Origin of the sequence: Hwanghaeella sp. LZ110 (assembly GCF_048892525.1) — a bacterium.
Classification (GTDB): domain Bacteria; phylum Pseudomonadota; class Alphaproteobacteria; order UBA8366; family Aestuariispiraceae; genus Pacificispira.
In genome coordinates, this window is record NZ_JBLZHT010000005.1 from 241,444 (window position 1) to 253,748 (window position 12,305).

The window sequence follows — 12,305 nt, forward strand, 5'->3', positions numbered from 1 at the left end:
CAGCGCCGGTACTGATGGAAAGGAGGGCTGATCCATGGACAAGCAAGATTTGATGAACGCCGCCCAAAGCCTGCAAGAACAGGCGCAGGCCTTAGCGGCGAAGGCGGAAGCTCTGTCGGCGAAAGTGACCGCGCTGGACCCAACCGGGGTCGCATCCGCTGCGGAAGCCGCGACGCAAACGCCCTTTCTGTATCTCTTCACCGCCTTTGTTCTGGCCTGCGTCGTGGGCTATTACGTGGTGTGGTCGGTGACGCCCGCCCTGCACTCCCCCTTGATGGGGGTCACCAATGCGATTTCATCGGTGATCATAGTTGGGGCCTTGATCGCAGCGGGGCCTACTGACATGAGCCTGTCCAAAGTCTTCGGCTTTATCGCCGTGGTCCTGGCCAGTGTGAATATTTTCGGCGGTTTCGTTGTCACGAACCGGATGTTGTCCATGTTCAAGAAGAAACAACGCTAATCGCGGCGGGAAGGGAGACCGACAATGGAATGGGCCGGTTATGCATATCTCGTCGCGGCAGTGTGTTTCATCCTCGCACTACGCGGCCTCAGCCACCCGGAAACAGCCCGGAATGGTAATCGTTTCGGCATCGTCGGGATGGCGATTGCCATCCTGACAACCTTGGCTATGCCCAATGTTCTGTCCTATGAATGGATCATTCTTGGGATCGTCGTTGGCGGCGCAATCGGGACGTTTATTGCCCGTAAAATCGAAATGACGGCGCTGCCGCAATTGGTCGCCGCCTTCCACAGCCTTGTGGGCCTTGCCGCGGTTTTTGTTGCCGCTGCGGCCTTCTATGCACCGGAAGAATACAATATCGGGACCGCAGGCCAAATTGCCATTGGGTCCCTGATCGAAATGGGCCTTGGCACCGCCATCGGGGCTGTGACCTTTACCGGATCTCTGGTTGCCTTCGGTAAGTTGCAGGGAATCGTTGGGTCCAAGCCGCTGTCCTTTGTTGGTCAGCATCCATTGAATGCCGGATTGGGCATTCTGTTGGTGGTTTTGATTATCGCCTTATGTGTCACCCAGGCGCCCTGGATCTTCTGGGCCATCGTACTGGTGGCCTTTGCCTTGGGTTTCCTGCTGATCCTGCCAATTGGTGGCGCAGATATGCCCGTCGTTGTCTCCATGCTAAACAGCTATTCCGGCTGGGCCGCCGCAGGCATCGGCTTCACATTGGCCAATACCGCCTTGATCGTGACCGGTGCGCTGGTCGGTGCCTCTGGCGCGATCCTCAGCTATATCATGTGTAAGGGCATGAACCGGTCGATCTTCAATGTCATCCTGGGGGGCTTTGGCGGTGAAGTTGCCGGGGCATCTGGCGATGGCGGCGATGACGACCGCCCGGTCAAATCAGGCGGGCCGGAAGATGCGGCCTATATGATGAAGAATTCCGACAGCGTCATCATCGTGCCCGGTTATGGCATGGCTGTTGCCCAGGCACAGCATACCCTGCGGGAAATGGCGGATCTGCTGAAAGCAGAAGGCGTGACGGTCCGCTATGCGATCCACCCGGTTGCAGGCCGCATGCCAGGCCACATGAACGTGCTGTTGGCGGAAGCAGATGTTCCCTATGACGAGGTCATGGAACTGGAAGAAATCAACGGCGATTTCTCCAGCACCGATGTTGCCTTTGTGATCGGGGCAAATGACGTCACCAACCCAGCGGCAAAGACCGACAAGGCCTCCCCCATCTATGGCATGCCCATTCTGGATGTGGAAAATGCCGGTCAGGTCCTGTTCCTGAAACGCTCCATGGCGTCGGGCTATGCCGGGGTGCAGAATGAATTGTTCTTCCGCGACAACACCACGATGCTGTTTGGCGACGCCAAGCAGATGGTGGAAAAGATCGTGAAAAGCCTGAAGGGCTGATCCAGCCTTAATTAACCTGATGAAAGGGCCGGGGTGCTGTCACAAGCCTCCCGGCCCTTTGCTTTTTGATGCTTAAAGGCATATCGTAATATTACAGTAACAAAACAATCATATTGGATGAATGCAAATTGGTGCATTCTGTTGTCATCATAGTGTCATATTGTATTTCTGGATCGGGAGAGCATTATGAAAGCGCTGTATGTGAAATCAGGATCAGTTCTTGCCATACTAAGCCTGTTGATAGCGTTTGGGGGCAGCCTTCCCCAGGCTGCACAGGCGGGCGACGAACCCCAGATATGCGGGCCAAGAGACATTATTATCCAACGTCTGTCCGCCCGGTTTGAGGAACGCCAGTCTGCCGTTGGCATGACCAATGGGGGGTCTTTGGTAGAGCTATTCGTCTCCCCAAACGGGACATGGACCTTTGTTCATACCAATGGAAACGGCATCACCTGCTTGCTGGCAGCGGGTGAAGATTGGGAACCGACAATACAGGAAACAACCAGCGTTGCGCCAACCGCGTCTTAGAGTACGTTTCGGCGGTGATAGGTCAGCGCCATCGCGATCCCATGGCGCAGTTCTGATTCCGGGATGGATGTGTCGGGCGCGAAAACCAGCGCCCGCTTTCCCTGACTGTCAAACACATCAGGATATCGGGTCAAGATATCTGAAATCAGGGTGGTTGAGCAGGGAACATAAAGTGCCACAGCCCCGCCCGAACCGGGGATAGCATCCAATCGCACCGTCGTGCCAATCCTGTTTGCAACGGGGCGATAGGCAGGTTGCCCCCATTTCAGGCTTTCAGACAAGGGCCCGACGGAGGGGATCAAGGCGGCTTGATCAAAAATCAATTCCCGAAGAGACAGAAGCTTGTCACGAACATCCGCCTCATACTGATCAAAGACAGCCTGAACGGCAGCATCTTTGAACGCGGCAGGCATTACGCCTTACCACCCTCTTCCAGCAGGTCATCGTCAAGATCATCCCCGAGGTCGTCCCCCAGGTCGTCCTCAAAATCCTCATCGGCGAAAGCTGCGCCGTCCAAGTCTTCCACCTCATCATCCTCTGCATCCAGGATAACGCCGCCCGGACCGCGCCGTTCCGCGCGTGGGGTGCGCCCGAACATATCCCGATAGCATTTTGAAAAATGGGACGCGGAAGTAAAGCCACTGGCAAAGGCAACCTCGGTGACCGGCATGGTGGTCTGGGTCAGCAATGTCTTGGCTCGATTCAGCCGCAAACGCAGGTAATAGCGTGCCGGGCTGGTATTCAGATAGCGTCGGAACAGGCGTTCCAACTGGCGCCGGGACAGGCCGACACGATCCGCGATCTCGTCCCGGGTCAGCGCCTCTTCGGTATGGCGTTCCATTTCTGAGATCGCGCGGATCAGCTTGGGATGGCTGATTCGCAGGCGGGCCTGCAGGGGCAGCCGTTGATCATCATGGCCTTCGCGCATCCGCTCATGCATGAATTGCTCAGCCACAGCAGCAGCCAGATCGGCCCCGTGCTTGGTGGAGATTTCCTGCAGCATCATATCCAAGCCTGCAACGCCACCAGCACAGGTAAAACGGTCCCGGTCAATTTCAAACAATTCCGCCCGCACGTCCAGGTCTGGATATTCTTCCGTAAAACTGTCCAGGTTTTCCCAGTGGATGGTGCAGCGATAGCCGTTCAACAAGCCCGCATGGGCCAATACATGGGCCCCAGTACAGATTGCGCCAATATGGCTGCCTTCGCGCGCCCAACGGCGCAGCCAGCCAAAGACCGCATTGTCCTTGTAAACATGCGCATCAATGCCAGAACACAGGATGACATTGCTGGGCGGTAATGTGAAATCCGCAACAGAACGATCCGTTCCGATCGGAAACCCGTTAGAGGCCTGAACCGGCGCGCCATCCCGGCTGGCAGTTTCCCATTTATACAGGGTCTTGCCACTGATCCGATTGGCCAGCCGCATCGGCTCCACCACACCAGACAGGGCAATCAAAGAAAAATTTGGTATCAGCACGAATACGACCTTATCAGGGCCTGATCCTGCCAGGGGCTTCAACATGCGCATTCGTAACCGATCCTTCTTTATGCCGGTCCTGCTGAAATATAGTCTAAGCGACAGGCCCTTTCCCCAGGAAAGAACCGTTTCTGTGTGTACTGCCCATCCACAGGTATCCCAAGGGGGCAAGTTTCACATATGCGTCATCATCGCTATGGGCGTGATTGGGATTCTTGTCAATCCGCGTCATAGGGGGGAAAGGAGGTCTCGTCGCATTTTTTGTTAAGCCTGTCGCAGTTCTGAAAGGGGGGAATGGGCCGCTGTATTACACAAAAGGCCACTCAATGAGGATCTGTGACCATGAAGAAATATTCCATCTTCGCAATCGCCCGCAATGCCCGCACCCACCACGAAAACTGGGAACGCGCCTGGCGCAGTCCAGATCCCAAATCCCATTATGATGTGGTGATCATTGGCGGCGGCGGCCATGGATTGGCAACAGCCTATTATCTGGCGAAAGAATGCGGCATCACCAATGTCGCTGTGCTGGAAAAAGGCTGGCTTGGCGGCGGAAATACGGGGCGCAACACGACCATCGTGCGGTCCAATTATCTGTGGGATGAATCCGCTGCCCTGTATGATCACGCGGTGCGCCTGTGGGAAGGCCTCAGCGATGAATTGAATTACAACGTCATGTTCTCTCAGCGGGGCCTGTTGCATCTGGCGCATAATGTTCACGACATGCAGGAAATCGGGCGGCGCGGCAATTCCATCTATATGAATGGGATCGATAGTGAATTCCTGTCGCCCGAACAGGTCAAAGAGATGGTGCCGATCATCAATCTGAACTGTCGCTATCCGGTTATGGGCGGCCTGTTACAGCGTCGCGGCGGCACCGCGCGACATGATGCCGTGGCCTGGGGCTATGCCCGCGCGGCCGATGCAATGGGCGTTGATATCATCCAGAACTGTGAAGTCACCGGGTTCAAGATCGAAGGCGGTGTTGTAAAAGGCGTTGAGACCAGCCGCGGCAGCATCGGGGCGGGCAAGGTGGGCGTTGTCGCCGCCGGGCATTCCTCCGTCGTTGCGGAAATGGCCGGCTTCCGCATGCCCCTGGAAAGCTTCCCCTTGCAGGCCTTTGTCAGCGAGCCGATGAAACCCATCGTCGATTGCGTGATCATGTCCAACGCCATCCATGCCTATATCAGCCAATCCGATAAGGGCGAATTGGTGATTGGCGGATCGGGCGACCCCTATATCTCCTATTCCCAGCGGGGCAGCTTCGATCAGATCGAACATGTGGTGGGCCCGGTGCTGGAATTATATCCGATTTTCAGCCGGGTTCGCATGCTGCGCCAATGGGGCGGCATCACCGATGTGACTGTCGATCGTTCGCCCATCATGACCAAGACGCCGGTTGAAAATATGTATTTCAACTGTGGCTGGGGAACGGGCGGGTTCAAGGCAACGCCAGGATCGGGCCATGTCTTTGCCCATTCCATCGCCAATGGTGAAATGCACCCCATCGCAGCGCCCTTTTCCATGGATCGCTTCCACACCGGTGCCCTGATCGATGAAGCGGCCGCCGCCGCTGTTGCCCACTAAGCCGACACCCTTTCAGATTTGGAGCTTCTGCCATGTTTCTTGTAAAATGTCCCTGGTGTGGCTGGCGTGATCAGACCGAATTCAGCTATGGCGGCGAGGCCCATATCGCCCGCCCGCTGGAGCCTGGCCAGATTTCAGATCAGGAATGGGGCGATTACATCTATACCCGCAGGAATACGAAGGGCGTGCATGCGGAACGGTGGTCACACACCCAAGGCTGCGGGCGCTGGTTCAACGCGCTGCGCCACACCGTCACGGATGTCATGTGGGACAGCTATAAAATGGGAGAAGACGCGCCCACGCCGCCCAAGGATTGGGACGGATTGACCTGTTGCGATGATCACAAGAAATTAGCCGAAGGTGCTAAAAAATGAGCCAATCCTATCGCCTGTCCGACAAAGGCCGGTTGGACCGCAGCCAGAAATTGACCTTCACCTATGATGGGCAGAGTTACACGGGCTATCGTGGTGACACGCTGGCCTCTGCCCTGTTGGCCAATGGCGTGAAACTGGTCGGGCGCAGCTTCAAATACCACCGCCCGCGCGGCATTATGAGCGCAGGGTCTGAAGAACCCAATGCCCTGGTTCAATTGGAAACAGGACCGCGCACGGAACCCAATACCCGCGCCACCGTGGTGGATTTGTATGACGGGCTGACCGCTGCCAGCCAGAACTGCTGGCCGTCGGTAAAGTTTGATGTGCAATCGGTGAACCAGAAGATCGCAAAACTGTTCCCGGCTGGATTCTACTATAAGACCTTTATGTTCCCCGCCTCCTGGTGGACGCCGGTCTATGAAAAGATTATCCGACGTGCGGCAGGATTGGGTAAGTCCCCAATGGAGCGGGACCCGGATTCCTATGCCCAGAAATTCGCTTTCTGTGATGTGCTTGTGGTTGGGGGTGGCCCCGCCGGGATCGCTGCGGCTTTGGCAGCAGGTCGCACCGGTGCGCGTGTCATCCTGGCCGACGAACAACAGGAAATGGGCGGTGCGCTGCTCAGCGATGATGCTCTGATCGACGGACAGCCCGCCCTGGACTGGGTTGCAAAATCCCTGGCGGAGTTAAGCCGCCTGGACGAGGTGACCATATTGCCGCGCACAACCGTGTCTGGCTATTACGATTATAACTATCTGACCGCACTGGAGCGGGTCACTGACCATCTGGGGCCGCAGGCGGATGATCGCATCCCCCGTCAGCGTTTCTGGAAAATCCGCGCGAAAAAGGTTGTACTGGCCCAGGGTGCGATTGAACGCCCGCTGGTATTTGCCGACAATGATCGCCCCGGCATCATGCTGGCGGCGGCCTTGCGCACCTATATCAATCGCTATGGCGTTCTACCCGGTCGTCAGGTTGTTGTCTTCACCAATAATGACAGCGCCTATAAAACCGCAATCGACGCCCATACATCGGGTGCCACGGTCGATATTGTCGATTTACGGGAAGATCCGACCGGCCCTCTGGTGAAACAGGCCGAAGCCCTGATGATCCGCATCCATAAAGGCAGCGCCGTGGTTGCGACATTTGGCAAGCATTCCGTGACCGGCTGCGAGATTGCGAAAATATCTGCCGATGGCAAAAGCCTTGTTTCAGATACGACCTATATCGCCTGCGATATTCTGGCCAATTCGAACGGCTGGAACCCATCCGTGCATCTGTGGAGCCAGGCGCGGGGCAAACTGACCTGGGACGCAGAAAAGAACAGCTTTATCCCCGGTCATGCGGGCCCCTGGCTGCCAGTTGCGGCCGGGTCGGGAACCGGTGCCTATGATCTGGGTGATTGCCTGTCACAAGGCTTCGCGCAGGGCGTCGCTGCAGCGCAGGCGGCGGGCTTTGGCAGCGGCGAAGTGCCCAAGACTCCCACTACTGAGCCTCTGGTTGAAGGACCTGAACGCATGGTCTGGACCATTCCCGGCAAGAAGCCGCTGGGTCATGGCAAGGCCAAGCATTTCCACGATCATCAGAATGATGTTGTCGCCTCTGACATTCATCTGGCCGCCCGCGAAGGCTATCTGTCGGTCGAGCATTTGAAGCGCTATACCACAACCGGCATGGGCACCGATCAGGGCAAAACATCCAACGTCAATGCGCTGGCGATTATGGCGGAAATCCGCAATGCCGCGATCCCGGAGGTTGGCACCACGACCTTCCGTCCGCCCTATACGCCTATCACGTTTGGAGCGGTTACAGGACAGAATCGCAATCACCTGTTCATTCAGGAACGCACCAGCGCGATGCATCCGGCCCATGTCGAAAATGGTGCGGTGTTTGAAGATGTCGGTGACTGGAAGCGCCCCTGGTATTTCCCCAAGACAAGCAAATCCGGCGTTACAGAATCGATGGATCAGGCTGTCCTGCGCGAATGCCGTCAGGTACGCGAGACAGTTGGCATGCTGGATGCCTCCACCCTGGGCAAGATTGACATCCAGGGCAAGGACGCGGCTGAATTCCTGAACTGGGTCTATACCAATAAATGGGACACGCTGAAGCCTGGGCGCGCCCGATATGGCCTGATGCTGAACGAACATGGCATGGTGTTTGACGATGGTGTCACGACCCGCCTGGCCGATGATCATTTCCATATGACCACAACAACCGGCGGCGCTGCGCGGGTTCTAGGCTGGCTGGAGAACTGGTCCCAGACTGAATGGCCCCAGATGGAGGTCTATATGACCTCTGTGACCGAACAATGGGCGGTCTGCACCATCACCGGGCCAAATGCGCGGGCATTGCTGGCAGATGTCACTTCCATGCCGTTGGATCCGGAAATATTCCCCTTCATGGCGATGCAGGAAGGCACGGTTGCCGGGGCCCCCGCACGGGTCTATCGAATCAGCTTCACCGGTGATCTGGCCTATGAAATCAACGTCCCTGCCCGATATGGCCTGCATGTCTGGCGCGCGCTACAGGACGCCGGGAAGGCCCATGGCCTGTGCCTGTATGGAACGGAAACCATGCATGTCCTGCGCGCGGAAAAGGGCTTCATCATCGTTGGTCAAGATACAGATGGTACGGTTACCCCGATGGATCTAAATATGGACTGGATCGTGTCCAAGAAGAAAGATGATTTCCTGGGCCGCCGATCCTTCTATCGCACCGATACGAAACGGGAAGGCCGCAAGCAATTGGTTGGCCTGTTGACAGAAAACCCGAATTTCGTGCTGCCAGAAGGGGCGCATGTGGTGGAAGACGTGAAACCCAAGCCCCCGATGAAGACATTGGGCCATGTCACATCCAGTTACTACAGCCCGAATGTAGGCCGTTCGATTGCCCTTGCCCTAGTGGCGGATGGCATCAAGCGCAAAGGCGATACGCTTTCTGTCCCATTGATGAATGGGCATGTGGAAAAGGTGACGCTGACCGATACAGTCTTCTTTGATAAGGAAGGGGTACGCTCCAATGGCTAAGGCATCCAGTTTGTATCCGGGCGTTACCATTGAAACGCCGCTGTCGGGCAAAGACCCAATTCAGGCCCAGGGTGTGACCATCACGGAACTGCCGTTTCTGGGGAAGGTCACTTTGCGGGGTAATGCAGCCGACCCAGCCTTCGCGGCGGGGGTTAAATCTGTCCTGGGGGCAGATCTGCCGACACAGCCTCTATCCTCCCTGCGCGTCGGCGCCTTTCGAGTATTCTGGAAAGCATTCGACGAATGGCTGATCTGGACCAACGAGGATGCGCAAATTCAATTGATCACCGATTTGAACGCCGCGCTTTCGGGTATTCGCAAATCTGTTGTTGATGTCAGTGATTACTACACAATACTGCGCGTTGATGGCACACGCAGCCGCGATCTTCTGGCGAAAGGCTGTGTCGTTGATTTACATCCCCGCGCCTTTAAGCCGGGACAAGCAACAGGTACCGGGTTCCATCATGCAACGATCTTCATCACCCTTACCGATGCCGATACATTCGACATCATGATCCGGTGGAGTTTTGCTGATTATCTGTGGGCCTATCTTGCCGATGGGGCACGGGAATGGGCACCCGCCTGATAGCGGATACCTGCATACAATTACGTGGCACCAACTCCCTTTTGGGTGTTAAATACTTTCAAAGTTTAACAACGCCCATAAAAGTAAGGGACCGTTTCATGTTGCGGGATTTTGAACGTATCGCCGGGAAAGTCGCGAATGCTCCGCGCCCGCCCCTTCCCGGCGGCGTTGTAGAGGAAACACCGATAGAAGATTCCCCGGACATGCTGACGCCTGAAAAGGATGGTACCTACCTGCCAGCTGGCGTGATTCTTGAATACAGGGATGATCACGACCAGTGGAGTGTGCGCCGCGTCACCCTGCTGTCGGCAAAGACAGAGGGTGACGATCCCAGCTTCACTGCCTTTTGCCATACGCGCCAGGATATCAGGCGGTTCCGCCTGACACGTCCCATGCGGGTGATTGATCCACATGGCGGTGCACTTCCTTATGATTCACCCTATACATTTCTGGAACGGTTTCGCTGCGAAGGAACAGGCGACAGCGTCAGCGATCAAACCCGCAGCCTGCTGTGCGCGGCGCGGGATGAATTATCGGTGCTTATGTTCTTCTCTCGCTGTGATGGATATCTGCATCCGGCCGAACGAACGGTTGTGTTGTCCTTTATTCAACAGAATTATGGAAAAACCGAATGCCCGGCTGATACGGTTTGGGAAATCGTCCGGCGCCTGTATCCAGACTCCCGGACAATGCTGAACTGCGCCCATGATATCATGGATACCAAGGGTGAAGAGGCCCTGGAAGCCCTGCAACAGTCAATCCGCACATTGATAGAGGCGGATGGCATCATCCATAGCGATGAAGCCTTGCACGCGATCGAACTGTCCTTCTTGAGATAGCAACCGCCTCCGCCCTGCCGCCACCAGCGTCTGATCGGCCCCTGCTTTCTTTGCAAAGCGGGCATGACGCATTTTGATCCCGTAATAGACCACACAGTTCGTGACATCTTCTTTTTTGTTGACAGAACGACATAAAGATATTGTTATGTGTGCATCATGTTATGAGGTTAAGCAAATGGACAGACTTCTTCAGGCAATGCGCGCCGTGGCAGAACCAACCCGAATTCGGATCCTGAACCTGTGCGCCCATTCAGAACTGACGGTCAGCGATCTTGTCGGCTTGCTGGGTCAAAGCCAGCCACGCCTGTCCCGTCATTTGAAATTGCTGGTCGAAGGCCATGTGCTGGAACGCCATCAGGAAGGATCCTGGGCGCGTTACCGCCTGGCATCGGATCGCCGCGCAGATGATAACGCTGCCAGCTTTGCGTCTGCCGTCTTGGACCTGCTGCCACAGGAAGATCCTGTTCTGGCGCGCGACATGGATCGGTTGGACCGGTTGCGCCGCAAATGGGATGCGGAGGCTGCGGATTACTTTAAACGCAATGCCGCCGAATGGGATCATATCCGCACGCTGCATGTCGATGAAGAAGCCGTATCCAATGCTTTATCTGATGTAACGCGAAATTGGTCCCTGGGCCGATTGCTGGATATCGGAACCGGCACCGGAAAATTGCTGGAACTATTGGGGCCGCGCGCCAATTCCGCCGTTGGTATTGATCTGTCTGCGGAAATGCTGCGTGTTGCGCGCGCCGCCATTGAACGCGAGGGGCTGACGGACTGTCAGGTGCGTCAGGCCGATATGTATCAAATCCCCAGCGCTGATCAGGATTTCGACACGGCCGTTTTGCATATGGTGTTGCATTACGCCGATGATCCCGCCCAGGCCTTGGCCGAAGCCTCCCGCGTATTATCTGACACGGGCCGCATTCTGATTGTCGATTTTGAACAGCATAATCTGGCAGAGTTGCGGGCAGAACATGCGCACCGCTGGCCGGGATTCACCCAGGAACAGATTCAAAATTGGCTTCAGGAAACCGGGTTCGGCGACATTGCTGTGACGCGATTGGAAGGCGGTGCTCTGACCGTTTGTGTTTGGACCGCGCAGAAGATCGCGCATTCCCAGGCGGAGGAAGCAGCATGAGCCATCCAATCCGAATCGGTTTTGAAGTGTTTCCACCCAAATCTGGCAGCTCTGAGACATTTGAAAACAGTGTCGCAACATTGGCCACCATCGGCGACTATGTTTCGGTAACCTACGGGGCGTCTGGGTCTGGTAGAGAACGCAGCGAAACTGCCATCAATGCCCTGGTTGCAAAGGGCCAAGCCAATAAAATCGCCGCCCATTTGACCGCATCCAGTCAATCCAGGGATCAAATCGACAGACTGGCCCGCGACTGGAAGGCAAAAGGCATTCGCCGGATCGTAGCCCTAAGGGGCGATGCCCCCGCTGTGACGGGGCATGAGTATCCCTGCGCCGCCGCGCTGACCGAGGGATTGAGCAAGATTGGCGGCTTCGACATCGCTGTTGCCTGCTATCCCGAAGGCCATCCAAAATCCGCTTCAAAGGCGGCAGAGATGGACCACCTGAAGCGTAAATTCGATGCCGGGGCCAGTGAGGCAATCACCCAATTCTTCTTTAACATCGAAGACTATCTGCGCTTTCGGGATGACTGCCGCGCGGCGGGCATTCATCAACCCATCATCCCCGGCCTTTTACCCGTTGCCAGCCTGGAAGGATTGCATCGTTTCGCCGCCGGGTGTGGCGCGAAAGTTCCAGGATGGCTGGATGCCCGTTTCGCCGGGTTGGAAGACGATCCTGAAACCGTGCGCACGCTATCGGTTGCCACAACCGTTTCCCTGTCTGATCGTTTGATCGCAGAAGGGGTCGACCATATTCACCTATATACATTAAATCGCGTGCGGGATGCGTTGACCATCGCCCGGGCGCTTGGCATCACAGGCACAGAAAGCGCCGTGATTACTCAAAAAGAGGAGGCTGCGTAAAC

The 12,305-nt window shown here is 56.2% G+C and carries 12 protein-coding genes; 10 read left to right on the forward strand and 2 right to left on the reverse strand.

Features of this window, described 5'->3' with window-relative positions:
- The first annotated feature begins 34 nt into the window (after positions 1-34).
- The 3 genes from ACOSDM_RS12350 (at position 35) to ACOSDM_RS12360 (ending at position 2,404) form a co-directional block, all read left to right on the forward strand.
- Positions 35-460 (forward strand): NAD(P) transhydrogenase subunit alpha, encoded by a 426-nt coding sequence (locus ACOSDM_RS12350; protein WP_420724838.1) that lies wholly within the window; start codon positions 35-37, stop codon positions 458-460.
- A 24-nt stretch (positions 461-484) separates the two neighbouring features.
- Positions 485-1,876, forward strand: coding sequence for an NAD(P)(+) transhydrogenase (Re/Si-specific) subunit beta (locus tag ACOSDM_RS12355; protein WP_420724839.1), 1,392 nt, complete (start codon positions 485-487; stop codon positions 1,874-1,876).
- Positions 1,877-2,062: 186 nt separating this feature from the next.
- On the forward strand, positions 2,063-2,404 hold the full coding sequence (locus ACOSDM_RS12360) for a hypothetical protein (RefSeq protein WP_420724840.1): 342 nt from the start codon (positions 2,063-2,065) through the stop codon (positions 2,402-2,404).
- Here the strand turns inward: ACOSDM_RS12360 and ACOSDM_RS12365 are convergent.
- Both ACOSDM_RS12365 and ACOSDM_RS12370 read right to left on the reverse strand, forming a co-directional pair.
- Positions 2,401-2,817, reverse strand: coding sequence for a DUF1801 domain-containing protein (locus ACOSDM_RS12365; RefSeq protein WP_420724841.1), 417 nt, complete (start codon positions 2,815-2,817; stop codon positions 2,401-2,403). The two genes, ACOSDM_RS12360 and ACOSDM_RS12365, sit on opposite strands and share 4 nt — an antisense overlap.
- Positions 2,817-3,935: a GlxA family transcriptional regulator gene (locus ACOSDM_RS12370; protein ID WP_420724842.1), complete on the reverse strand. Its 1,119-nt coding sequence runs from the start codon at positions 3,933-3,935 to the stop codon at positions 2,817-2,819. The genes ACOSDM_RS12365 and ACOSDM_RS12370 overlap by 1 nt, the downstream gene beginning before the upstream one ends.
- A gap of 291 nt (positions 3,936-4,226) precedes the next feature.
- Here ACOSDM_RS12370 and ACOSDM_RS12375 point away from each other — a divergent pair, with 291 nt between their 5' ends.
- From ACOSDM_RS12375 to ACOSDM_RS12405, 7 genes are all read left to right on the forward strand, one after another.
- Positions 4,227-5,471 (forward strand): sarcosine oxidase subunit beta family protein, encoded by a 1,245-nt coding sequence (locus tag ACOSDM_RS12375; RefSeq protein WP_420724843.1) that lies wholly within the window; start codon positions 4,227-4,229, stop codon positions 5,469-5,471.
- A 32-nt stretch (positions 5,472-5,503) separates the two neighbouring features.
- Positions 5,504-5,845, forward strand: coding sequence for a sarcosine oxidase subunit delta (locus ACOSDM_RS12380; protein ID WP_420724844.1), 342 nt, complete (start codon positions 5,504-5,506; stop codon positions 5,843-5,845).
- Entirely contained in the window at positions 5,842-8,874 is a 3,033-nt protein-coding gene (locus tag ACOSDM_RS12385; protein WP_420724845.1) for a sarcosine oxidase subunit alpha family protein, read from the forward strand. Before ACOSDM_RS12380 ends, ACOSDM_RS12385 begins: the two co-directional genes overlap by 4 nt.
- The gene (locus ACOSDM_RS12390) at positions 8,867-9,460 is read left to right on the forward strand and encodes a sarcosine oxidase subunit gamma (protein WP_420724846.1); all 594 of its coding nucleotides are present in this window, start codon (positions 8,867-8,869) and stop codon (positions 9,458-9,460) included. Before ACOSDM_RS12385 ends, ACOSDM_RS12390 begins: the two co-directional genes overlap by 8 nt.
- 98 nt (positions 9,461-9,558) lie before the next feature.
- Positions 9,559-10,299, forward strand: coding sequence for a hypothetical protein (locus tag ACOSDM_RS12395; protein WP_420724847.1), 741 nt, complete (start codon positions 9,559-9,561; stop codon positions 10,297-10,299).
- 175 nt (positions 10,300-10,474) lie between these two features.
- Complete coding sequence (locus ACOSDM_RS12400; RefSeq protein ID WP_420724848.1) at positions 10,475-11,440, forward strand: ArsR/SmtB family transcription factor; 966 nt, start codon at positions 10,475-10,477, stop codon at positions 11,438-11,440.
- Positions 11,437-12,303, forward strand: coding sequence for a methylenetetrahydrofolate reductase (locus tag ACOSDM_RS12405; protein WP_420724849.1), 867 nt, complete (start codon positions 11,437-11,439; stop codon positions 12,301-12,303). Before ACOSDM_RS12400 ends, ACOSDM_RS12405 begins: the two co-directional genes overlap by 4 nt.
- Positions 12,304-12,305 lie beyond the last annotated feature (2 nt).